This window comes from Chelativorans xinjiangensis, from assembly GCF_009812055.1.
In the GTDB taxonomy this organism is placed as follows: domain Bacteria; phylum Pseudomonadota; class Alphaproteobacteria; order Rhizobiales; family Rhizobiaceae; genus Chelativorans; species Chelativorans xinjiangense.
Genome location: NZ_WQNH01000007.1, coordinates 110,777 through 132,764, shown reverse-complemented (window position 1 = coordinate 132,764; position 21,988 = coordinate 110,777). Strand labels below are relative to the sequence as shown.

General features: G+C 60.7%; 21 protein-coding genes. 6 read left to right on the top strand and 15 right to left on the bottom strand.

Features of this window, described 5'->3' with window-relative positions; all coding sequences use genetic code 11:
* The first annotated feature begins 18 nt into the window (after positions 1–18).
* The 4 genes from GM910_RS07420 to GM910_RS07405 all read left to right on the top strand — a co-directional run bounded on the left by GM910_RS07420 (position 19) and on the right by GM910_RS07405 (position 3,844).
* A complete protein-coding gene (locus tag GM910_RS07420; protein WP_159586896.1) occupies positions 19–1,494 on the top strand; it encodes a form I ribulose bisphosphate carboxylase large subunit in 1,476 nt (491 codons plus the stop codon).
* Between the two features lie 11 nt (positions 1,495–1,505).
* Entirely contained in the window at positions 1,506–1,925 is a 420-nt protein-coding gene (locus GM910_RS07415; protein ID WP_159586876.1) for a ribulose bisphosphate carboxylase small subunit, read from the top strand.
* A gap of 84 nt (positions 1,926–2,009) precedes the next feature.
* Entirely contained in the window at positions 2,010–2,939 is a 930-nt protein-coding gene (cbbX, locus tag GM910_RS07410; RefSeq protein WP_201285426.1) for a CbbX protein, read from the top strand.
* Positions 2,940–3,151: 212 nt separating this feature from the next.
* Positions 3,152–3,844: a response regulator transcription factor gene (locus GM910_RS07405; RefSeq protein ID WP_159586875.1), complete on the top strand. Its 693-nt coding sequence runs from the start codon at positions 3,152–3,154 to the stop codon at positions 3,842–3,844.
* Here GM910_RS07405 and GM910_RS07400 read toward each other — a convergent pair.
* The 8 genes from GM910_RS07400 to GM910_RS07365 form a co-directional block, all read right to left on the bottom strand.
* On the bottom strand, positions 3,781–6,087 hold the full coding sequence (locus GM910_RS07400; protein WP_159586874.1) for a hybrid sensor histidine kinase/response regulator: 2,307 nt from the start codon (positions 6,085–6,087) through the stop codon (positions 3,781–3,783). The two genes, GM910_RS07405 and GM910_RS07400, sit on opposite strands and share 64 nt — an antisense overlap.
* Entirely contained in the window at positions 6,084–7,253 is a 1,170-nt protein-coding gene (locus GM910_RS07395) for an FIST N-terminal domain-containing protein (RefSeq protein ID WP_159586873.1), read from the bottom strand. The genes GM910_RS07400 and GM910_RS07395 overlap by 4 nt, the downstream gene beginning before the upstream one ends.
* 200 nt (positions 7,254–7,453) lie before the next feature.
* Complete coding sequence (locus GM910_RS07390; RefSeq protein WP_159586872.1) at positions 7,454–7,831, bottom strand: c-type cytochrome; 378 nt, start codon at positions 7,829–7,831, stop codon at positions 7,454–7,456.
* 32 nt (positions 7,832–7,863) lie between these two features.
* Positions 7,864–8,211 carry a hypothetical protein gene (locus GM910_RS07385; RefSeq protein ID WP_159586871.1) on the bottom strand — a complete coding sequence of 116 codons (348 nt, stop codon included), beginning with the start codon at positions 8,209–8,211 and terminating at the stop codon, positions 7,864–7,866.
* Positions 8,208–8,933 (bottom strand): hypothetical protein, encoded by a 726-nt coding sequence (locus GM910_RS07380; protein WP_159586870.1) that lies wholly within the window; start codon positions 8,931–8,933, stop codon positions 8,208–8,210. The genes GM910_RS07385 and GM910_RS07380 overlap by 4 nt, the downstream gene beginning before the upstream one ends.
* A gap of 2 nt (positions 8,934–8,935) precedes the next feature.
* Positions 8,936–9,511, bottom strand: a complete 576-nt coding sequence (locus GM910_RS07375) for a hypothetical protein (RefSeq protein WP_159586869.1) — start codon at positions 9,509–9,511, stop codon at positions 8,936–8,938.
* A 67-nt stretch (positions 9,512–9,578) separates the two neighbouring features.
* Positions 9,579–10,556 (bottom strand): YVTN family beta-propeller repeat protein, encoded by a 978-nt coding sequence (locus tag GM910_RS07370; RefSeq protein WP_159586868.1) that lies wholly within the window; start codon positions 10,554–10,556, stop codon positions 9,579–9,581.
* 20 nt (positions 10,557–10,576) lie between these two features.
* The gene (locus GM910_RS07365) at positions 10,577–11,764 is read right to left on the bottom strand and encodes an ABC transporter substrate-binding protein (RefSeq protein ID WP_201285423.1); all 1,188 of its coding nucleotides are present in this window, start codon (positions 11,762–11,764) and stop codon (positions 10,577–10,579) included.
* A gap of 284 nt (positions 11,765–12,048) precedes the next feature.
* Here GM910_RS07365 and GM910_RS07360 point away from each other — a divergent pair, with 284 nt between their 5' ends.
* Complete coding sequence (locus GM910_RS07360; protein ID WP_159586867.1) at positions 12,049–13,161, top strand: S-(hydroxymethyl)glutathione dehydrogenase/class III alcohol dehydrogenase; 1,113 nt, start codon at positions 12,049–12,051, stop codon at positions 13,159–13,161.
* Positions 13,162–13,286: 125 nt separating this feature from the next.
* On the top strand, positions 13,287–14,129 hold the full coding sequence (gene fghA / locus GM910_RS07355) for an S-formylglutathione hydrolase (protein ID WP_159586866.1): 843 nt from the start codon (positions 13,287–13,289) through the stop codon (positions 14,127–14,129).
* A gap of 32 nt (positions 14,130–14,161) precedes the next feature.
* Here the strand turns inward: fghA and GM910_RS07350 are convergent, their stop codons facing one another.
* The 7 genes from GM910_RS07350 to GM910_RS07320 all read right to left on the bottom strand — a co-directional run bounded on the left by GM910_RS07350 (position 14,162) and on the right by GM910_RS07320 (position 21,757).
* A complete protein-coding gene (locus GM910_RS07350) occupies positions 14,162–14,968 on the bottom strand; it encodes an ABC transporter permease (protein WP_159586865.1) in 807 nt (268 codons plus the stop codon).
* Positions 14,965–15,765 (bottom strand): ABC transporter ATP-binding protein, encoded by an 801-nt coding sequence (locus GM910_RS07345; RefSeq protein ID WP_159586864.1) that lies wholly within the window; start codon positions 15,763–15,765, stop codon positions 14,965–14,967. The genes GM910_RS07350 and GM910_RS07345 overlap by 4 nt, the downstream gene beginning before the upstream one ends.
* 149 nt (positions 15,766–15,914) lie before the next feature.
* Positions 15,915–16,757 carry a quinoprotein dehydrogenase-associated SoxYZ-like carrier gene (locus tag GM910_RS07340; RefSeq protein WP_201285422.1) on the bottom strand — a complete coding sequence of 281 codons (843 nt, stop codon included), beginning with the start codon at positions 16,755–16,757 and terminating at the stop codon, positions 15,915–15,917.
* Positions 16,754–17,767 carry a quinoprotein relay system zinc metallohydrolase 2 gene (locus tag GM910_RS07335; RefSeq protein ID WP_159586863.1) on the bottom strand — a complete coding sequence of 338 codons (1,014 nt, stop codon included), beginning with the start codon at positions 17,765–17,767 and terminating at the stop codon, positions 16,754–16,756. The genes GM910_RS07340 and GM910_RS07335 overlap by 4 nt, the downstream gene beginning before the upstream one ends.
* A gap of 212 nt (positions 17,768–17,979) precedes the next feature.
* Entirely contained in the window at positions 17,980–19,326 is a 1,347-nt protein-coding gene (locus GM910_RS07330; protein ID WP_159586862.1) for a quinoprotein dehydrogenase-associated putative ABC transporter substrate-binding protein, read from the bottom strand.
* The gene (locus GM910_RS07325; RefSeq protein ID WP_246225899.1) at positions 19,326–19,805 is read right to left on the bottom strand and encodes a c-type cytochrome; all 480 of its coding nucleotides are present in this window, start codon (positions 19,803–19,805) and stop codon (positions 19,326–19,328) included. Before GM910_RS07325 ends, GM910_RS07330 begins: the two co-directional genes overlap by 1 nt.
* Before the next feature lie 149 nt (positions 19,806–19,954).
* A complete protein-coding gene (locus GM910_RS07320) occupies positions 19,955–21,757 on the bottom strand; it encodes a methanol/ethanol family PQQ-dependent dehydrogenase (RefSeq protein WP_159586861.1) in 1,803 nt (600 codons plus the stop codon).
* Between the last annotated feature and the right edge of the window lie 231 nt (positions 21,758–21,988).

Below are 21,988 nucleotides of genomic sequence, written 5' to 3'. Positions count from 1 at the left end.
AAGGAGTTCGTCATGACAATGAATTCGGAAACAGTGACGGGGAAGTCGGAAACCGTCACCGGTAAGGACCGCTACAAGGCCGGCGTGATGGAATACCGCAAGATGGGCTACTGGGAGCCCGATTACGAGCCCAAGGACACCGACATCATCGCGCTCTTCCGCATAACCCCTCAGGACGGCGTCGATCCGGTCGAGGCGGCGGCGGCGGTTGCCGGGGAGAGCTCGACGGCCACCTGGACGGTGGTGTGGACCGACCGGTTGACGGCCTGCGAGAAATACCGAGCCAAGGCCTATCGCGTCGATCCGGTTCCCAACGCGGAAGGCCAGTATTTCGCCTATATCGCCTACGATCTCGACCTGTTCGAGCCGGGTTCGATCGCCAACCTGACGGCGTCGATCATCGGCAACGTCTTCGGCTTCAAGCCGCTCAAGGGGCTGCGGCTCGAGGACATGCGTTTCCCGGTCGCCTACGTGAAGACGTTCCAGGGGCCGGCGACGGGCATCGTGGTGGAGCGCGAGCGGCTCGACAAGTTCGGCCGGCCGTTGCTCGGCGCTACGGTGAAGCCCAAGCTCGGGCTCTCCGGGCGTAACTATGGGCGCGTCGTCTATGAGGCGTTGAAAGGCGGCCTCGACTTCACCAAGGACGACGAGAACATCAATTCCCAGCCCTTCATGCACTGGCGGGACCGCTTCCTCTACTGCATGGAGGCCGTCAACAAGGCGCAGGTCGAGACCGGCGAGGTGAAGGGCACCTATCTCAACGTCACCGCGGCCACCATGGAGGACATGTACGAGCGCGCCGAGTTCGCCAAGGAGTTGGGCTCCGTCATTGTGATGATCGATCTGGTCATCGGCTATACGGCGATCCAGTCGATGGCGAAATGGGCGCGCAGGAACGACATGATCCTGCATCTGCACCGCGCCGGCCACTCGACCTACACGCGGCAGAAGAACCACGGCGTCTCGTTCCGCGTCATCGCCAAATGGATGCGCCTTGCCGGTGTCGATCACATCCATGCCGGAACGGTCGTCGGCAAGCTTGAGGGCGACCCTGCGACGACGAAGGGCTACTACGATGTCTGCCGCGAGGAGTTCAATCCGATGCGGCTCGAAAACGGTATCTTCTTCGATCAGGACTGGGCGTCCCTCAACAGGCTGATGCCGGTTGCCTCCGGCGGCATCCACGCCGGGCAGATGCACCAGCTTCTCGACCTTCTCGGCGAGGATGTCGTGCTGCAGTTCGGCGGCGGAACGATCGGCCATCCGATGGGCATCGCCGCTGGCGCCACGGCCAATCGTGTCGCACTCGAAGCCATGGTGCTTGCCCGCAACGAGGGCCGGGACATTGTCCACGAAGGGCCGGACATCCTTCAGGCGGCGGCGAAGCACTGTCAGCCGCTGCAGCAGGCGCTCGAGACCTGGAAGGACGTCACGTTCAACTATGCATCGACCGACGCGCCGGACTTCGTTCCGACCGCGACGGCCGCCGAGTGAGGAGATTTCCCATGCGTATCACCCAAGGAGCCTTTTCCTTCTTGCCCGACCTGACGGACGAGCAAATCAGGGCGCAGGTCCAGTACTGCATCGACAATGGATGGGCGGTCAGCCTGGAATTCACGGACGACCCGCATCCGCGCAACACCTACTGGGACATGTGGGGCCACCCGATGTTCGACAACCCGGATGCGGCGGCACTGATGATGGAACTGAACGAGTGCCGCAAGGTCTATGGCGACCGCTATATCCGTGTCGTCGCCTTCGACGCGAGCCACGGTTGGGAGTCGGTGAAGCTGTCGTTCCTGGTCAATCGGCCTGCCGAGGAGCCGGGCTACCGGCTGGAGCGCCAGGAAGCGAGCGGCCGCTCGATCCGCTACACGACGAAGCCCTATGCGGCGGACAGGCCGGCAGGCAACCGCTACGCCTGACCGCCCCGGGCCGGCGCCGCTCCCAGCGCCGGCCCGCCCAAGGCAGAACGCGACACCAGATGAAAGGGGAAGGTTGTGCCAGCCCTGCAGCAAGATCTGGACGGCCAAGACGACATCCCGGTGCATGTCGATCTTCATGCGGAATTCGAAGAGTCGGGCGTCAAGGATGTACTCGCCGAACTCGACCGCGAACTGATCGGCCTGGCGCCGGTCAAGAAGCGCATTCGCGAGACGGCGGCTCTTCTTCTGGTGGAGCGTGCCCGCAAGCGTATGGGCCTCGCCCATGAAACGCCGACCCTGCACATGAGCTTCACCGGCAATCCCGGCACTGGCAAAACGACCGTGGCCCTCAGGATGGCCGATCTCCTGCACCATCTCGGCTATATCCGCAAAGGCCATCTCGTCTCGGTGACGCGCGACGATCTGGTGGGGCAGTATATCGGCCACACCGCCCCGAAGACGAAGGAGATCCTCAAGAAGGCAATGGGCGGCGTCCTCTTCATCGACGAGGCCTACTATCTCTACCGCCAGGAGAACGAGCGCGACTACGGCCAGGAAGCGATCGAAATCCTGCTGCAAGTGATGGAGAACCAGCGCGACGACCTGGTCGTCATCCTCGCCGGCTATGCCGATCGCATGGATCGCTTCTTCGCAAGCAATCCCGGCTTCCGCTCGCGCATCGCCCACCACATCGACTTTCCCGACTATACGGATCAGGAGCTTCTGCAGATCGCCGGGAAGATGCTGGAGGAGCAGAACTATCGTCTGGGCGCCGAAGCAGAAGCCGCAATGGCCGACTATGTAAGCGCCCGCCGGACGCAGCCGCACTTCGCCAATGCCCGCTCCATTCGCAATGCGCTCGACCGCGCCCGGCTGCGCCAGGCCAATCGGCTGTTCGAAAATGCGCGTGGCCCGCTCGATGCCGAAACCCTGTCGACGATCTCCGCCGAGGATATCCGCGCCAGCCGCGTCTTCGCCATCGCGGTCCGAAACGAAGAGGAGCAGGCGCCATGACGACGGCATTCGTCGCGCTGCCAAGGGAGTTGGAGACGACTGCCTGACAGATCGGCATCATCGAGCCATTCACGGCACAGGTAACAAAACTGTTCATCAATTTGTATGCCGACGCCGAGACACATGTTGCCCGGGTCGGCTGCGCCATTTATCCTGCATTTCACGGAGGTGTTACGTCAACGACACCGCAATTGGGAGGAGGAGGGTGACGGATGTTCATCCTGATAGTCGACGACCATCCATTGGTCTGCTCGGCGCTTGAAGTCACGTTGAAAAACGGGCTTCAATCTTGTGAAGTCCTGCAGGCGCATTCAGCGACGGAAGCCCTGGAAAAGATTAAGGAGAACCTGGACATCGACCTGGTTCTTCTTGATCTAAAATTACCCGACGTGGACGGCTTCCAAGGGCTTGCGCAACTGCGTGGGGAAGCGCCCCGGCTGCCGATACTGGTGCTTTCCGGTCTGGATGATGCGCGTCTCGCCGAACTGGTGGAAAGCTACGGCGCATTCGGTTTCCTCAATAAGAAAGCGGACGCCGAGCAGATCGTGGATACTGTGCGCAGGGTTCTTCGAGGTGAGAAGGCATTCCCGGCGGCAACCATATCTTGTGCGCGCAGCGGTGCCGAAGATGCCGACCACGTTGCCCGCGCACTTCATCGCCTCACGCCGCAACAGAGAACGGTCTTGCGCATGCTTGGCGAAGGGTTGCTCAACAAGCAGATCGCCTATGAGCTCTCGATCAGCGAATCCACGGTGAAAGGGCACGTCTCGGCCATTCTGCGCAAGTTCGAGGTGCCGTCGCGCATGCAGGCCGTTCTTCTGGCGCAGGGCGGCGTCTTCGATCAGGCGCCGGGCATGGGGCCTGCCGCAGGCACCCGGTCGGCGCCGGCCTCGGTGGAAAGATGAAACAGGTAGGCGCGTAGCTGCGCTGGTTTCACCGGCTTGGAAAAATATTCGATGTGTTTGGCGCGCGCGCGTTCCTTGATGGCGCGCGAGTGGTCGGCTGTCACGAGGATGCCGGGCAGATCGTGCCCGAAATGCTCGCGCAGAAGAATGATCGCGTCGATGCCGTCGATATCGCCATCCAGATGAAGGTCGGCGACGACGGCGAGAGGCGTCAGCGCCTTGCGCTGCACGAGGTCGAGCAGCCCCAGATACGAGGGGGCGGTGACACTTTCCATCTGCCAGTGGCTGAAAAGCGTCGTCATGGCGTGGGCGACGCTCTCGTCGTTTTCCAGCACGAAGAGATGGCCCTCCGTTCTCGGCCTGCCGTCGATGCCCGCGCCGTCCTGTTCCTGTCGCGCCTGCGGTTGGGGACCCGTAGTCTTGAGTGGCACGACGACCGAGAAACAGGAACCAAGCCCGACTTTCGAATGCAGCTTGACTTCATGTCCGAGCAGGTCGGCTGCCCGCCTGACGATCGCCAGGCCGAGGCCGAGTCCGCTCATCTGGGAAGAGGGGGGCACTGCACGTCTGAACTCCTCGAAAATTACTTCACGATCCTTATGCGGAATACCGGAACCGGTATCGTGGATTTCGATGGAAAGCGCCCGGCCCTTGCGCCTGGCGCCAAGCAGGATCGAGCCCGTCTCGGTGTATTTGATCGCGTTTGACAGAAAATTCTGGATGATGCGCCGCAAAAGCTGCGCGTCCGACCAAACGACTGCCGAGGAGGGGACCAACCGCAGCCGCAGCCCCTTCTGGTGGGCAAGTGCATCGAACTCCGCCTTGAGGGTTTCCAGCAACGCGCCCACGTCTATGGCGGCGAGCTTGGGCTGGTAGCCTCCCGCGTCCATCTTCGAAATGTCGAGGATGGTGCCGAGGAGAGCCTCGGTGGACTGGAAGGCACTGCCGAGTTTATCGAGCAGGTCGTGCCCTTCCTGACCGACGAAATGGGATGTCTCCAAGGCGGAAAGGTAAAGCCGTGCGGCGTTGAGCGGCTGCAGGAGATCATGACTGGCGGCGGCCAGAAAGCGTGTCTTGCTTAGGTTGGCCGCCTCAGCGGCTTTCCGGGTGCGCTCCAGGTCCGCCATCGTCTTTTCGTGTCTGAGAACCTCGTCCTGCAATATCTCGTTGAGGCGGGTCAGTTCCCTGGTCCGTTCCTGAACGCGCTTCTCAAGCTCCTCGTTGCTTCGCTCCAGGAGCTTTGCAGCGTTGATCTGAGGCGAAACGTCCGTCATCGTCACGACGAAGCCGTCGTCCGGCATGCTGCGAAAGTTGGCCGCGATGACTCGACCGCCCGAATGTGAGACCTCGACGCGCAGGGGATGGCGTTTTTTGATATCGCGGATCCATTCTCGAACCGCCTCCCGCCTCGCGCGTTCCACGGTAGCTCCATGGCGCCAGACAAGCCGCAGGAGCTTGCGCACATTGGTGCCGGCGTGCATGTCCATGTAGGGGACGTTCAGGAGCATGGATGCCTGGGAGTTCCACGCGACCAGGTTGAGGTCGGCATCGAAGACAATGACGCCCTGAGCGATGCTGGCAACCGTGGTTGCCAAGATGTCCGACTGTTGTGCCAGATTACTGAGACGGCGGGTATCCTCCAGCCGCCTGAACTGCGTGATGTCGCTGACGACCGTGACCTTGCCGCCTTCATCCGTTGCCCGTTCGCTGATCTGGATCCAGCGGCCGTCGCTGAGCAGTTGCTGGAACTGACAGCGGCGTGTGCGGTGATAGGCGATGCGCGCCGCGATCCAGGACTGCGGATCGGTGACGGCTTCGGCAATGACACCGATTTCTGCGGCCCGTTGAATGACGTCGTTGAAGTGCGTTCCCGGCTTCAGGAGATCTTCGAGTTCCGGAAATATCTTGCGGTACTTACGATTGCACAGGACGATCCGGTCGTCCTTGTCGTAGAGGATGAAGCCCTCGCCAATGGAATCGATCGCGTGCTGCAGCTGACGGCGGGCGATCTTGGCCTCGCTCATGGCACGGGCAAGGCGCTGGATGCGTTTCTCGACGCTGCTTTCGATCTGAGTGACCGATTGAAAGAGCTTGTAGGAATTGCCCGTCAGGTCGTGGCTGCGGTCCACCTGTCGAATAAGAGCGTCGCGGATCGTTCTCAGCTTGTCGTTCTCGCGCCTCAGGCGCTCCATCTCGGATTTCAGATCCCGGCGGGAGGGCATTGCAGGCGCCGGCGCGCTCATGGCGCGCTCCCGATGGCAAGCCCGGTCAGCGTCTGGCTCAGATGCAGCGAGCGGTATTGTTCACCGTAGGTGTTGAAGCCGATCATGTTGTAGCGGTTGAAGATCGGCAGCAGATCCTTCTTGATGCCCAGCCTTTCGGCTTCGAGCCGGCGCAGGATGCAGTCGAAGCACAGCGCGATTTCCAGCCCGCCGATCCGCTCGGTGATCTGCTCCATGTTCTGCACCAGATTGTCGCGCATGTCCTCGGGATGCGCACGGGTAAGGACGATGCCCTCGTCGATGGCGCAGAAGAAATGCAGCGCGCCCTCGGCGTCGACCTTCTGAATGGCGCGCACATGATATTCCCCGCGGATCCGTACGAGCAGCGGGTTGGCTGCAAAGACCTCCGGCGTCAGCGCCTCCGGAGCAACGCCGATGAAACGGGCATATTCCTCCGCCGCCGGTTCGGCGTTGATCGTCCAGACGACGCGCTTTTCGGGATCGGCGCTGGTGATGACCAGCTTCTGGTCGGTCGGCCGGAAATGCTCGAACTTGAAAACCTCCACAAGCCTGCTGGATGCACCGATGACGACCAGGGCGGTGTCTTCGAGCACATGCCCGTTATGGAAGATCTGCGTGGTGTCGAAATGCAGGTTGTCGCCCGCCGAAGCGCCGAACACCGGCACTTCATCGAGAGCCGCATACGCACTCGCGGCGATCTCCTCTTCGCGCCGCGACAGGCCGTCGACCAAAAGCATGGCGAAGAGATTGGCGCGGTCCGGCTCCAACTCGCGCAAAAGGTGATAGTAAGCCGTTTCTATCGCCTCGCAGCCGCGTTCCATCGAATAGTTGCGCAGGTCGGGCAGGAGGCAGGTTTCGAAGCTGAAGGATGCTCGGTCGAAAGCAACCGCAATCGCGCCGCCCGCCTCGTAGCAGTCCTGGGTCAGGCTTCCCGCCGTCGTGCAGCCCACCAGCGTTGCCTCCGGGAAGGCCTGCGAAAGCGGCCCGACAACCTCTTCGTAGGGCAGGCTCGATGAGATGAAGGTGGCGATCAGCGTGGGGTCGCAGCCGGCGATGCCCGAGGTCAGGTCGTCTATGATCTGCGTTGGGTTCCGCGATCCGGACCAAGCGCGGGCAATAATGGGCCGTGGGCTTGATAGAGGGTGTTTTACCTCAGCCTGTTCCATCGGTCGGCCGACCTCACTTCAGCATTCCATTATGCCATTCGAAACAACGACGTCTGTTGCGACAGGCCGCCCTTGCAAGCGACGGCATAGCGCACTCCGATCATGCTCTTCGTTGCTTCGACCCCCTCGAATGGCTTGAGCCGAGTATAAGCGCTTTCCGAGCAAAAATTGCGATGTTTTTTGCCGGACGGTTACCCAGTTCATTCCGACGATGCCCGAATATATTCGATAACATCCTCGATCTCCTCGTCCTTTCTTAGCCCGGGAAAGGCCATCTTTGTTCCCTTGACGAGCTTTCTTGGACCTCTGAGCCATTCACCCATGGTTTCGTCATCCCAGACAAGTTCCGACTGCTCCATGGCACTGGAATAGGTATAGTCCTCAACGTGTCCTGCGGGCTGCCCCATTATGCCATGAAGGCTCGGTCCGACCTTGTTGTCGCCGGGCTCGAGCGAATGGCACGCCTGACATTTGCGGAATACCTGCTTTCCGCGTTCCGCGTCTGCCGAGGCATTCCCGGTCAGAGCCAGGCTGCCCAACCCCACAGCAACAACAAGCGTGACGAAATCTTTTTTCATTCAATCTTCCTCCAGGATTCAACTTCGGGTTTTTAGAGAAAACATCTCACTTCAGCTTCGGTCTGGGCGCGGCGAAGTTTGTCGATGGCATCCTTGGCAAAAGGAGTCTCGCGGAAGATCGCCATTCTTTCGCCGCCGCCCTGAACCTGGCGCATCCGCAGGATCGTCTCGGCCGTCGTGTAGTCGTCGAAGCTCAACAAGGAGGCGATGACATCGATGCTGCAGGAGCACTGGCGCAAGGCCGTCGCTGTCTGACCGTTCGCCGCCATACAACCAAGCACATAGTCAGCGACCGCGTCGGTCGGATAGTCGTTCGCTTGGCCTTCGACGGGAAGGAGAAGGCCTACTGCCGATATTAGAGTGAGAAACACGCGTCTCATTGCTGGGCATCCTTGAAGCGATAGGTTTCCCGAAGCAGAACCGTCTGGCCGCTTTCGCCGGGTACTTCCGTCTGGATCTCGTAGACGCCGCCAGGAACCTTCTCGGAGACGACGATGCGGTAGATCTTCCCGGCCAGGGAAGGCATGCGCTGCTGGTTTGCCTCATTCATGAACGGCCGCAACGTGATCAGTTTGGCCGGAACGGACCGGCCGCCAAGCGTGACCGTCTTCGCGTCGGTCCCTCCTTCGCCTGGCGCCCGAAGCGCCCGGCGGATGGCGTTTCGGAAGTAGCCGCCGTTGCCACCCGTATTCCCGTTCATCTGCCTGACGTCATGCTGCAGAAAGATCAGCAGGATTGGGTTGACCCGCGATGCGGATATGGAAGGGATCGTCTGCTTGCGTGTTTGCGCGAACATCGTTCCTTCGACGTTGAAAACCGCGTCGCCTTCCTCTTTTTCCGCATCGCGCTTGGAGAAATTGAGGACAATCCTGTCGGTGAAGGGTGTTTCGACGGCATCGCCGTCAAGGCGGTAGTCAAAGATCAGCGTCGTATCGTCATGCAGCGCGGCAAGCTGGTTGAAACCGTAAATAGCCGAGGCCGCCGAGCCTGGCACAAGCCCCTCCTCCGGCTGGCCGTCGGCGGTTGCTGCGGAGAGGATGGGCCCGGCGGCCATGGTGGCGGCCAGTGCGAGAGATCTCAGGAAATGGCGCCGGGAGAGCATGATCAGTCACTCTCGCCAAGCCGGTTGGTGATGGCGCTGCCGAGCGCGAAAGCCCGCTGCTCCAGGAGTACGGGTTGCTCGCAGAGATAGTTCAAAGCCTGTTCGCGCTCATTGAAAATGCGAATATCCCATTGCAGCGTTTCGGACAGGTCTTCCCGTTCGCCGGCCTCCGTCTCCTTCAAGGAGCCGCGGTTCTTTCTGATCCTTTCGGCCATTTTCCGCTGCCGCTCGGTGAAGCGCTTGATCCCGGCGATGATCGAAGCGCGGTCCGCATTGATGATTTCCAATGTGCGGCCGAATAGCGCCGTCAGCCTATCGTCTCGTCTGCTTCGATCCTGGGCCGTGGCGAACGCGTCTATCAGTTCCCCGGCGCCCTCCACCGGTAGGCGCCTTGCCGCAATCTGTGAGGCCAACTGGTTGATTTCGGTGTCGCCCTGCCATTCCGTGGGATCTGGCGGCGGTCCGCCCCAGACCTGCGCCGGCGAAATGCGCGGAACCAGGCGTTGTATGCACGGCCAATCGGTATCCTCCTGCGCTGCGGCGGGCCCGGGGAGCGGAAGGAACAGCGCCAGCACCATGATCGGGAACGTGCCTGTCGGTGTTCGCATTGGTTCTTTCTTCGTTTTGCCGATTGCCGGCTCTTCGTTAGGGCTTGATGGCAACGCCCCATGGAAAGCTGCCGACGGGGATCGACTTCAGGGCCTTGTCGTTCGCAACATCGATCACCGTTACGTCATTGCTCACCCCGTTCGTGGAATAAAGCCGCGTTTCGTCCGGGGTCAGCGCGAGCTGCCAGACCCGCTGACCGACGAGTATGTAGTCGGTCACTTCGTAGGTTTTGCCGTCGATGACCGCGACACGGTTGGCCGGACCCAGTGCGACGAAAGCTTTGCTTCTGTCTTTCAGGATGCGCACACCCACCGGCTGAAGCGCCTCCGGCTGTAGCCCCGCTACCTCGAATGTGATCTTGTGCTTGATCTTGCGTGTGGCTGCATCGATGACGCTGACGGTGCCGCCGATCTCGGACGTGACCCAGACTTCCTCGCCGTCGGCGGTGAATTCCGCAAAGCGCGGCCTCTGGTCGACCAGCACGTTGTCGGTGATCTCGAATGTCGAGACATCGATGAAATGCGTCATGTTGGTAGTCTCGGAGGTGTTGACCACGGTTTTCCCGTCGGGACTGACACCCATGCCCTCCGGCTCCACGCCGACCGGAATCTCGGCACTCGCCTCACGGGCCTCGAGATCGATCACCGTGACCAGGTTGTCGTCTTCATTGGCGACGTAGAGGTGCTTGCCGTCGGGCGAAACGACCATCAGCTCCGGGTCGGGGCCGGATGGCAGCGTGCCCACGATCTTCAGGCTTTCCGTGTCCAGGATCTCGATGTGATCGTCGTCGCTGGCGCAGATGTACAAGAAGCGTCCGTCGCCGCCGAATGCTATTCCGCGGGGCCGGTTGCCAACCTCGACCGTGTCCGTCACTTCGAGGCTGTCGCCGTCGATGATGGAAATGGAGTTTCCCTTTTCGTTGGATACGTAGATGGTCGCCGCCCCCGCCGGGGCAGCTATCAGGCTGCCTGCGACAAACATCAGGGCGCTTATGGAGGAGGGCGAATGCGGCATCGTTCCTTTCCCTTTCCAGCCTATTGCAGTGCACATCGGGTTTCAGGCATATCGTATCCGAGGCTGTCGAGCGGTGTGCGCTCATGCAGAAAGCCGGGTTGCGGTGATGCCGAGACAAGGATGCGTTTGTTGACCAGAAGTACCGGCTGGCGCATCTGCTGGCTCCACGGTCGGAACGAGAGCCCGACCCCTTTGAAGCCGCCAAGCGCGAAATCCTCGCCGCGAAGGTAGGAGCGCAAAGCGTCGACATCGGCCGAATTGACCCGGGTCACCGCTTCGCCGATCGCCCGGATGCCCAGCCAGGCCCCATAGTCGCGCTCCTCCATCCAGCGTCCCGCAATCTCGGTGAAGCGACGCTGGAACTGCGTCGACCCCCACTGCTCCTGAACGCGGTGCCAGGATGTCGCGACGAGCCCGTGCGTTCCCGCTACCGGACGGGGGGAGAAGGTATTGAACGGGAGATATTCACCGAAGATTCCGCTTTCGTCGGCGACGATCAGGACATCGTATTCGCCACTCTCCTGGGTTGCCAGCGGCATTTGCTGCTGAATCTGGATATGACCGCTGTCGGTCCGCCGCGCCACGGGCGAATAGGCATAGGTATCTTCGGAAACGATCTCGGCGCCGAATTTCTTCGCCGACCGCCGAATTGCGTCGGCGTAAGCAACGTCGCCGTCCTGGGTGCCGGAAAGCAGGAATAGGCGCGACCACCGCTTCCACACCAGGAATTGGACGAGTGCGTCCGTGCGCATGGAACGGCTGGGTGCCGTATGAAAAACCTGAGGATGGCAGGTGTCGGTGCGTAGATCGTCGTCGCCGACACGGCCGTTGAAGATCAGCGTGTCTGCCGCATCGGCGTGCTTGGCAATCTTCAGGAGGTCCTCCCGTGGCAGGTCCGAAACGAAGAGGCGACGCCCTGCCTGTACCTGCTCCTGGAACGTTGCGGTGACGTCTCCATCCGCCGGCACGATGGCTTCGATGAGCTCGTACTCATGACCGAGGAATTTCCCCGTCGTCTTGTTGTCCTCGATCGCCAGGCGAGCACCCCACACACCCGGGTCTTCAACGACCGGATCCACGAAGGACAGTGGCAGTTTTGGCTCCTCGGCGCGCGACAGAAAGACGATGGGGATGTCTATTGCCTGCTCCTGCGCGGCAGCAGTACCGGCCAGCACGCAGCACGCAACGGCAATCATGGCTTTGAACACGCTTCCTCCCTGCGGTTCCTTATCGCTTTATGTCGCCCGCTCCGAGTGCGCCGGGCACCTCCCCATTCGACTAATTACAAATCTTCATCCGGCTCGATATAGGCCAAAAGTTCTGCCCTCTCGGGAGTCGGATGGGAGAGACGGAAATTTCAGCTTTGCTGCAGGGAAAGCTCAAAAGAGGTACTTTCGGACTATGGAGCAAAATGCAGGCCATCCCGTAAAATGATTTTACGCATCAATTATCTGCCCGATAAGGCACACGATCAGTTGAAGGAATGTCCGATATGAAATCACGCGCAGCGGTTGCTTGGGCAGCGAAGAAGCCTCTTTCCATCGAGACGGTCGAGATTGGAGGGCCGAAGGCCGGCGAAGTTCTGGTTGAGATCATGGCAACCGGCATCTGCCATACCGATGCCTACACGCTTTCGGGGCTTGATTCTGAAGGCAAATTTCCGGCCATCCTCGGCCACGAGGGTGCAGGAATCGTGCGTGAGATCGGCGCCGGTGTCACGTCGGTGAAGGTCGGCGATCACGTCATCCCGCTTTACACGCCGGAATGCCGCCAGTGCAAAACCTGCCTGTCGCAGCGCTCCAATCTGTGCACCTCTATCCGCTCGACGCAAGGGCAGGGGCTGATGCCCGACGGTACCAGCCGCTTTTCCTGCGACAGCGGTGAGGTCTTTCACTACATGGGCTGCTCGACCTTCTCCAACTTCACCGTCCTCCCCGAGATCGCCGTCGCAAAGGTGCGCGAGGACGCTCCTTTCGACAAGATCTGCTATATCGGCTGCGGCGTGACGACGGGCATCGGAGCTGTGATCTATACCGCAAAGGTCTGGCCTGGGGCGAACGTCGTCGTCTTCGGTCTCGGCGGTATCGGCCTCAACGTCATTCAAGGCGCGCGCATGGTCGGTGCCGACAAGATCATCGGCGTCGACCTCAATCCCGACAAGGTCGAGATGGCGCGCAAGTTCGGCATGACGGACTTCGTCAATCCCGATGAGGTCGGCCGGGACAAGGTGGTGGAGGCCATCGTCGATCTCACCGACGGTGGTGCGGATTTCTCCTTCGAATGCATCGGCAACGTGAACACCATGCGCCAGGCACTGGAGTGCTGCCATCGCGGGTGGGGCGAGTCCGTCGTCATCGGCGTGGCGCCCGCCGGTGCGGAAATCTCCACGCGCCCGTTCCAACTGGTGACCGGCCGCGTGTGGAGAGGGACCGCCTTCGGCGGTGCCCGCGGCCGCACCGACGTGCCGAAGATTGTCGACTGGTACATGGATGGAAAGATCAATATCGATGATTTGATCACCCACACGATGCCGCTCGAAGAAATCAACACCGCCTTTGACCTTATGCACGAGGGCAAGTCCATCCGGAGCGTTGTGATCTACTGACGTTGAGTGCCGTTCCCGGAACATCGTTCCACACGTCCGGGCGCCGCGGGTATGCGGGCGTCGAAGGGGCGGTTTTGCGAAATTTCTTGTGGCCGGAGCGCTTCGAACGGAACCTGGAGTAATCGATGAGCCAGTTCGAGGAAATATCGAGCGCCTTATGTTTTGGCGGAAGGCAACTGACGCTTTCCCATGACAGTAGGGCGACAGGCACGAAAATGCGATTGAGCGTCTTCGTGCCGCCGGCGGCCAAGGACGGGCGTGTGCCCGTCGTTTACTATCTGTCCGGCCTGACCTGCACGGAGGAGAACTTCACCGTGAAGGCTGGCGGCCAACGCATGGCATCCGAATTGGGTCTGATTGTCGTTGCGCCCGATACCAGTCCGCGCGGAGAGGAAGTGCCGAATTCGCCCGATTACGATCTGGGGCAGGGTGCGGGTTTCTACGTCGACGCAGTGCAAGCCCCGTGGTCGACGCACTTCAAGATGTATTCCTACATAACCCGGGAGCTACCCGAGCTCATCGAGGAGCGGTTCCCCGTCCGCCCGGGCACGGCGGGTATATTCGGTCACTCCATGGGTGGACATGGGGCGTTGACTGTCGCCATGCGTCATCCGGACATTTTCAAGTCGGTTTCCGCCTTCTCTCCGATCGTCGCCCCATCTGCCGTACCATGGGGGCGCAAGGCCTTCACCGCATACCTGGGAGCCGACGAGGCTGCATGGAAAGAGCATGATGCCTGCCACCTTGTCCGCGAGCGCGGATTTCCCGGACAGATCCTCGTCGATCAGGGCACTGCGGACCCTTTCCTGGAGGAGCAGTTACAGACGCACCGCTTTATAGAAGCGCTGAAAGAAAACCGCCAATCGGCCAAGGTGCGTATGCAGCCCGGCTACGACCATTCCTATTTCTTCATAGCCACGTTCATCGACGACCATCTGCGCCATCACGCACGTATGCTCAATTCATAGGCCCTTGCGTCTTCCACTTTTCCTGGAGTTGCTCAGGCGGCGGCGCGTCCGGCCGTTGGCCCGCCGCGCGCGGGGGTATAGCCGATAAGGGCGGCGGCGCCGAAGACGACAAGTGTTGCCGTGACGATGCCGAGCGCTGGCAGGTTGGGCTGCCCGTAGATCGTGAAGCGGATCAGTTCGACGACATAGGTGAAGGGGTTGTACTGGCACAGGTGATAGAGCGTTACGCTGCCTTCGCGGATGCGCCACAGCGGATAGAGCGCGGTGGACAGGAAGAACATCGGGAAGATCAGAAAGTTCATCACCCCGGCGAAATTCTCAAGCTGTTTCACGCGCGAGGAAAGGAACATGCCGAGCGCACTCAGCGCCATTCCCGTCAGGACCAGTACCGGCAGCAGCGGCAGAAGGCCCGACCACGGCAGGGGTGTCCCGAAGAGCGCGGCAAGCAGGATGAAGGCGTAGACCTGTATGATGGACACCACGGTGCCTGAAAACATCCGCGCGATCAGCAGAAAGCCGCGCGGAAGCGGCGTCGAGAGCAGAACCCGCATTGATCCCATTTCGCGGTCGTAGACCATGGACAGGGAGTTCTGCATGCCGCTGAAGAGTTGGATCATGCCGATAAGCCCGGGAATGACATAGACGTCGTAGGCAATGTAGGTCTCGTAGGGCGGTATGATCGAAAGGCCGAGCGACGCACGGAAACCGGCAGCAAAGACCAGAAGCCAGATCAGCGGGCGGACGAGGGCGGCGAAAAACCGCCCTCTTTGCTGAACGAAACGGAGCAGCTCGCGTGCAAGGATCGCCAGCAGGGCGCGGGAGGCGTGGCTCACGGTCATGGCGACTGCTCCTTTGGCTTGGTCGTCAGCCTTGTAAACGCTTCGTCGAGCGTCGTCGCGCCGGCATTCCGCACCACGTCATCGACCTTGCCGCGGGCGACAATGGCACCCTCGTCGAGGACGATGAGGTCGTCCTCGGGCGCCACCTCGTCGACCAGATGGGTGGCGAGGAAAACGCAAATGCCTTCTCTCTCGGCAAGATGGTGGAGATGCTCGATCAGCCAGCGTCGCGTGGCAATATCAAGCCCGGTGCTTGGTTCGTCGAGCAAGAGCACAGCCGGCCGGTCGATGAGCGCACGGGCGACTTCCACGCGGCGGCGTTCACCGCCGCTCAAATTGCGGACTTTCGTCCTTGCGTGTCCGGCAAGGCCGATCCGGTCGAGTAATATCGCGGTTCTTTCCCGCGCCGCAGTGCGCGAAAGTCCGCGGAGGGCGGCGAAATAGCGGAGGTTCTGATCGACAGTGAGGTCAAGGTCGAGGGTCTGTGCCTGGAACACGATACCGAGCTGCGAAAGAGCCTTCGAGCGGTTGCTTCGCAGCTTGTACCCCGCGATTTCGATTTCGCCCCGGCGGCTGTCGAAGAGACCCGTGATAAGGGAGAAGAGGGTCGTTTTCCCCGCCCCGTTCGGCCCGAGAAGCGCGGTGACCCGCCCAGGAGTAAGGGAAAAGGAAACTTCGCTGAGCGCCTGACGTTTGCCGTAGGCATAGGAGAGGCCCTCAACCACCAGGGGCTGCTGCGCACGATCGTCGGCTGTGGGCCTGGGCGCCGTGTCTTCACGTCCGCTCTTAGCGTCCATGCGCGATCCGATGTGTTGCCGCCAGCTTGCCACTCTCCTTCAATAGCGCGATCGACGGCATCCGCCTACCTCAGCTCTGCAGCGTCCTTTAGGACGCACAAAGGACGCTGTGGGTTATTGAACCTGCGCATCGTGTTTTCCGAGAATCGCTAGGAAGCCGGATCGAGTTCGATCGGCCAGCTCTGCTCGAAGGTTTGCTCATCTGAATCAATCACCTTGGCATGCAGTTCCGCCTCAGCCTCTGGTCGGACGAAGAAGCGGACCGTCGGATTTTCGCTCATCGAAATGTCCCCCTCGAAGCGCAGGATGGGCCTTTCCCCTAAGGTCAGCTCTATGCTGCGCACATAGCGGGCGGGAATCCAGAGCTGTGTCACCTGATCGACCTGCATGCCGCTGTAGTTGGGGTGGCTGATCATGAATTGGCCCTGAGCAGGTTCGTCCTTGCGCCAGGCGCCTATCTGCTTCAAGCGCATTTTGCCGAGGCGGGCCATGGCCAGGTCGTGATCCTTGCTGGCCGGTGCGGAGCATCCGCCCGATGCCTTGACAAATTTCCGTGCCATGTAGAGTTCGCCGTCACTGGTTTCGGCGATGGCGCGGACGTTCGTGTAGGCGTTGATGCGGACCCGGGTCGAAAGGTCCGCTATTCCGTTTCCGGGAAAGAGATGGAAGGTCCCGACGATTGGCGCAGGGTTCTCGTCGATCACCAACGTCACCGCGCGGATATAGCGCTCATCTGTCTGTTCGATTTCGGCTGTCACCGAGATCGGGACCGTCGCGGCGTCCAGCGCACGGTCGGGTGCGTCAAGTTTGATGACGCCTTCGCCATCGTGGATCACGCGGTCGCTACCGTACAAGGAGGCGCGGATGTCCTGCCAGGAGCCGTCATCGGCGGCGGCGATCGGCGCCCTGGATATGATCAGAAACGCAGCAAGAACGGCGATTGCGATTGAATGAAAACAATAGGTCTCTGCTTTCCGCTGTTGGGGCATCATTCCCACTCCAGTTCCGTATAGGCGGCAACGACATTGCGGCCGTGGTTGGTGTCGAACAGAAGCCAGTCCAGTTGATTGTCGTTTTCCAATCGGGCGAGCGTTGCCGATATGTCGAGACCTTCGTCGATCGCCGCGCGGACGCCGTCATGCAGCCGCGTCAGATATGCCCGCTCGTCCAGAAGCGCCGCAACTCCGTCGCTTACCGGTCCGTGGCCGGGAACGACATGGCGGACATCCGGCGACAGCAGAATTTCGAGCGCGGCAAGCCAGCCGGTGAGGCTACCGTCAAGCGTTGGAAGGCGGCCCGCGAACAGGAGATCCGCCGCCCACAGAAGCCCCGCGCGTTCATCGAAAATGGTCAGATCGTTGTCGGTGTGGGCCGGCGGCCAGGCTTTCAGGAGCAAGGGTCGGTTACCGAGATCGATCCGCATGGTGTCCGAAACGGTTTTGTCGGGTGGGACGTAGGCCGTGTCGGAGAAATCAGGCGAGATCTCAGCCAGTTGCTCCAGGTAAAAGGGGCCACGCTCGGCAAGCGCCCGAGGCAGGTTGCGATGTCCGATGCTATGCACCGGCAGGTCCGAGAAGGCGGCGTGCCCGAAACAGTGGTCGGGGTGGACGTGCGTGGCAATCAGATGGCTGACAGGTCTGCTTGTCGCCGATGCAACGGCTTCACGCAACGCCAAACCTTGCTGACGGGTCGTTCCGGTGTCGATGACGGCGACACTCTCATCCCCAACGATGAAGCCGATATTGGCGATCGCACCACAGTTGGCCGCCGACATTTCCTCCTGGACGCCGTAACGAACAAACACACCATCCGCGACCTCTATAAAAGGCAGCGTTGCCTCTGCGGCTATGGATCTGGCGGCTTTTGCAAATGTGGTCGCGGCAAACACCGCTGCACCGGCACAGAGGAATGCGCGCCGCGGGATCTGCCCGGGCGAAGAAGCCAGCGGGTGAAAGGAAGGCGCCTCCTTCAGATCACCTCGGCCTTTTGCGCGCATTTCCATTCTTTGATCTGCCAGTTCGTTCTGCGTATGCCCCATTGGGTCACGGTAAGGGGCGCTGCCCGAGAACAGCGCGGAAGGTCTGCATATTGCTGTGGCCACAGCTCGAATGTCTGACACTCCACCGGGCGTGCAACCAGGCAGGCGACTATGAAAACTTCATACACCTTTTCTGGACCTCCTCTTGGGCCAAGCGAAAGCTGTAAAGCCCATAATCATGGTCGCCACGGCGTAACAGTTTCCTGCTCCAGGCCGGCGTCGAGCCACGCCTGCGCCCCTCCCGGAAACCACGCAACGTTCTTGAAACCGTACGAAACGGCTCGTTTTGCGGCATTCCACGACATCCAGCAGTTCGGCTCGCAAAAGAAGACCAGCGTTTTTTCCCTGTCTGGACCGGCAAGCCGTATAAGCTCCGTTTCGAACGCGGCCTTGTCACCTTCGCTCAAACGGCCGTAACCCATATTGGCAAGCCAGACAGCGTCCTTGATGGTGTCGCGCTTCGGCTCGCGCCAGATCGTACCCTCCGGCCGCTCTTCCGGCTCTCTCGGCGCGGGCATCACGTCGATCAGGACAACATCATCCCTTTCGGCCAAAGCCTGCAATTCCGCCAAATCGACCGTTTGCGCATTCTTCAGCCCTTTCGGCACGGCGGCGCGGTAGTCGCTCGTTCTATAGCCCTCGGGTTCGGGAACGTTCGCCGCGGCTTCCGCCTTTGCAGGCTGGATCAGTTCGCCCCTGCCATCGAGAAGCGGGATACCATAGTCGAGCAGGATCGTTTCGATATCGGCTCCGCGTTTTTTCAAGATTCCATTGAGCTCGTGCTTCCAGTCCGGTTCTCCATGACGGATGCCCATGGATATCCGGTAATCGGTGCGTTCGATGCCGCGGCCCGCAACAAGAGGCCGGACGACTAGCGAAGGGTCAATCTGTCTGGCCCAGTAGCCGCCAAGCGGCCCCCATGTCAGCGCCACATCGATCGCACCCTCGGCCACGTCTTCGACCATGGCGCGGGCTGGCTTCTCCAAGCGTGTATCGACGATCATCTTGTAGGTTTTCGCCTGCTCGAGGAGGCCCTGGCGTGCTGCCATCGTCGCAACGGGTGTCCGGGGCTGGATGCCGATTTTCAATGTCTGAAAGATGGGTTCGTCGAGCCGTGCCGTTTTCAAGGCCAAGTCTGGACGATGGATCATGACATAACTGGATCGGTAGTACGGATTGGTGTTCTGCATCAACTCGTTGGTCGTTGCGACACCGATGATGAGGTCGCATCGATTGGCGGCCAATGTCCTGCGCACAAAGCCGATCGTCTGCGGGAACCAAGTATACTCGATGGGAACGTCCAACTCCTCTCCTACAAGCTCGGCGATCTTGTTTTCGAACCCTTCGCTCTTGTCGTTGGAATAAGGCAGGTTGTTGGGGTCGGCGCATACTCTCAGTCTTGTGCGGTCGACGATCTCGCCGGTGATGGCTTGTCCTTGCGCCGCGAACGGCAGCGCCGCTGCTGCTGCGAAAACCAGCGCACCAAGACCATTTCTCCACCACCAGCGAAACTGCGCTGACATTACTGGCTTTCCTTCCATTCCTGGAAGACCACGTCTTCCTCGGGGGGCAGGCGCTCCGGCCGGCCACGGCCGACCGCATCGTCGGAACGTGCCTTGAGATAGGCATAGATGTGGTCGATATAGAGCATGACGTCTCCGTTCTCGGCAAAACTCGGCATGACCGAATCCTGGTTGCCCGACCTCTTGGCCTGACGGCCGTTCGTCACCACCTCGAGAAAGTCGGTGTAGCTCATCGTCTTTAGGGAGTCTTTCAGTGACGGCGCGAAGGAACTGCCAAGGGCATCCGGTCCGTGGCACACATGGCAGGTGTTATGGTAGCGGCGATAACCGTTGTAGGTCCCGTAATCGACCTTTCCATCCTCGATGATGTAGGGCTTTTCTTCCCAGTCCGATTCCTGAGCATTTGCTGTGAGAGCTGAAAGGGACAGCGCCAGGGCAGCTCCGCCCAGACCGGCTACGGCCATCGTCCACAAACGCATACGGTGATCTCCTCGCGGGTTGGCTTTTTTAACTGAAGGATTGCGGGCCGGCAGGCAATTGAAGCAGAAGGCCTGCGGCAAGTTACATGCGGCCCGGTGATGTCACCGGGCCGCTGGTGTTCGAAACGTCGGACCAACGCGGTCGATCCTCAGCTGCTTGGGAGGGCGAACACCGTGAGTTGGCCACCAAGGTTGGTATAGTTGGCCAGCGACTCATAAGCGCCGACAGCGCCGAGGCCGGCAGTGCTTTCCGTCAGACCGGCCGCCAAGCCGATGCCTGCCCAACCGCCGATGCCCGACAGGATGGCAACATACTGCTTGCCGTCGTGCTCATAGGTATTGACGTTGCCGATGATGCCGGATGGCGTCTTGAACTTGAACAGTTCGTCGCCGGTTTCCGGATCGACCGCCTTCAGATAGCCTTCCAGCGTGCCGTAGAAGACGACGTCGCCCGCCGTGGCCAAGGCACCGGACCACACCGAGAACGGCTCCGGCTTGGACCAGACGATCTCGCCTTTCGTGGCGTCCCAGGCGATGAAGTTGCCCAGCCCGCCATGGCTGTCGGGCGCCGGGTACATGGAAAGCGTGGCACCCACATAAGGCTGGCCGGCCGTGTAGGAGACCTGGAAGGGCTCATAATCCATGCAGACGTGGTTCGTCGGGATATAGAACAGTCCAGTTTTCGGCGAATAGGTCGAAGGCTGCTGGTCCTTCGTGCCGAGCGCGGCCGGACAAATCCCCTGCGTGTTGACGTCTTCACCCTGCTGGCCGGTGGAGTAGTCGGCCACGACCTGCGGTCGCCCGGTTTCCATGTCGACCTCGGTCGCCCAGTTCACGACAGGATCGTATTTCTTGGCGACGAGCAGTTCGCCCGTTTCGCGATCGAGCGTATAGGCAAAGCCGTTGCGGTCGGGGTGGACGAGTGTCTTGCGCATTTCGCCGTCGATCTCCTGATCGACGAGCATCATCTCGTTGACACCGTCAAAGTCCCACTCGTCATGCGGGGTCATCTGATAGACCCATTTGGCAGTGCCGGTATCGAGATCGCGGGCGAAGATGGTCATCGACCAGCGATTGTCTCCAGGCCGCTGCACCGGATTCCACGTACCGGGGTTGCCCGAACCGTAGTAAATCAGATTCAGTTCCGGATCGTACGTCGTCCAGCCCCAGGTGGTACCACCGCCGAGCTTCCACTGGTCGCCTTCCCAGGTGGCCGTACCGGAGTCCGCCCCCACCGGCTCACCGAGATGGGTCGTGTTTTCGGGGTCGAGGAGGGTCATGTCGTCCGGCCCGATCGAATAGGCGCGCCAGGCGATCGAGCCGTCGGAAATGTTGTACGCGGTGAGGTGGCCCTGGACGCCGAACTCGCCGCCGGAATTTCCGATCAGCACCTTGTCGCCTGCCACCAATGGTGCGGCCGTTCCGGTTTCACCCTTGGAAGGGTCGCCGTTCTTGACGGACCATTTCACCTCGCCCGTCTTGGCGTCGAGTGCGACCACCGTCGTGTCGGCCTGATGCAGAAAGATCGTTCCGTCCGCATAGGCGACGCCACGGTTGACCGTGTCGCAGCACATGACCGGAATGACGTTCGGATCCTGCTTCGGCTCGTATTTCCAGATCATCCGGCCGTCTTCGTTGAGGTCGAGTGCGAAGACCGTGTTCGGGAAAGGCGCGTGGATGTACATCACGCCGTCGATGACCAGCGGACCACCTTCATGGCCGCGCAGGACGCCGGTCGAGAAGGTCCACGCGACCTGCAGATCGCCGACATTGCCCTTGTTGATCTGGTCCAGTTCACTATAGCGGGTGCCCGCATAGTTCCCGAGCGGCATGACCCAGTTCTTCGGGTTTTTCTGCATCTCGACCAACTCGTCGTTTGCTAACCCGTGTGATGGGGCGAGGCCGATGACTGCAACCAACGAGCTGGCCGCCAAGAGTTTGAATCCGTGCATTTCCATCCCCTGATAAGTGGTTATTGGTCTGCAGTTCGCACCAGCGTCCGCTCCTGTTGCGAAACAACGCAGAGCAGGGATTCGAGCCTTGGTGCAGGTTACTTCGAGAGTTTGAATTGGCCCCTGTTTAATGTCGATAGAACCATAGTACTGACTTCAGAGAACGATGTGATCGGCGCGCAGGAAAACTTTCGTTCTCAAATATTGCGCCGCACAAATTATTGCGCACCT

Coding starts and splice junctions, on each gene's coding strand:
- GM910_RS07420 (WP_159586896.1), top strand. CDS start 19: ATGAATTCGGAAACAGTGACGGGGAAGTCGGAAACCGTCACCGGTAAG.
- GM910_RS07415 (WP_159586876.1), top strand. CDS start 1,506: ATGCGTATCACCCAAGGAGCCTTTTCCTTCTTGCCCGACCTGACGGAC.
- GM910_RS07405 (WP_159586875.1), top strand. CDS start 3,152: ATGTTCATCCTGATAGTCGACGACCATCCATTGGTCTGCTCGGCGCTT.
- GM910_RS07400 (WP_159586874.1), bottom strand. CDS start 6,087: ATGAGCGCGCCGGCGCCTGCAATGCCCTCCCGCCGGGATCTGAAATCC.
- GM910_RS07395 (WP_159586873.1), bottom strand. CDS start 7,253: ATGGAACAGGCTGAGGTAAAACACCCTCTATCAAGCCCACGGCCCATT.
- GM910_RS07390 (WP_159586872.1), bottom strand. CDS start 7,831: ATGAAAAAAGATTTCGTCACGCTTGTTGTTGCTGTGGGGTTGGGCAGC.
- GM910_RS07385 (WP_159586871.1), bottom strand. CDS start 8,211: ATGAGACGCGTGTTTCTCACTCTAATATCGGCAGTAGGCCTTCTCCTT.
- GM910_RS07380 (WP_159586870.1), bottom strand. CDS start 8,933: ATGCTCTCCCGGCGCCATTTCCTGAGATCTCTCGCACTGGCCGCCACC.
- GM910_RS07375 (WP_159586869.1), bottom strand. CDS start 9,511: ATGGTGCTGGCGCTGTTCCTTCCGCTCCCCGGGCCCGCCGCAGCGCAG.
- GM910_RS07370 (WP_159586868.1), bottom strand. CDS start 10,556: ATGCCGCATTCGCCCTCCTCCATAAGCGCCCTGATGTTTGTCGCAGGC.
- GM910_RS07360 (WP_159586867.1), top strand. CDS start 12,049: ATGAAATCACGCGCAGCGGTTGCTTGGGCAGCGAAGAAGCCTCTTTCC.
- fghA (WP_159586866.1), top strand. CDS start 13,287: ATGAGCCAGTTCGAGGAAATATCGAGCGCCTTATGTTTTGGCGGAAGG.
- GM910_RS07350 (WP_159586865.1), bottom strand. CDS start 14,968: ATGACCGTGAGCCACGCCTCCCGCGCCCTGCTGGCGATCCTTGCACGC.
- GM910_RS07345 (WP_159586864.1), bottom strand. CDS start 15,765: ATGGACGCTAAGAGCGGACGTGAAGACACGGCGCCCAGGCCCACAGCC.
- GM910_RS07340 (WP_201285422.1), bottom strand. CDS start 16,757: ATGATGCCCCAACAGCGGAAAGCAGAGACCTATTGTTTTCATTCAATC.
- GM910_RS07335 (WP_159586863.1), bottom strand. CDS start 17,767: ATGGAAATGCGCGCAAAAGGCCGAGGTGATCTGAAGGAGGCGCCTTCC.
- GM910_RS07330 (WP_159586862.1), bottom strand. CDS start 19,326: ATGTCAGCGCAGTTTCGCTGGTGGTGGAGAAATGGTCTTGGTGCGCTG.
- GM910_RS07325 (WP_246225899.1), bottom strand. CDS start 19,805: ATGCGTTTGTGGACGATGGCCGTAGCCGGTCTGGGCGGAGCTGCCCTG.
- GM910_RS07320 (WP_159586861.1), bottom strand. CDS start 21,757: ATGCACGGATTCAAACTCTTGGCGGCCAGCTCGTTGGTTGCAGTCATC.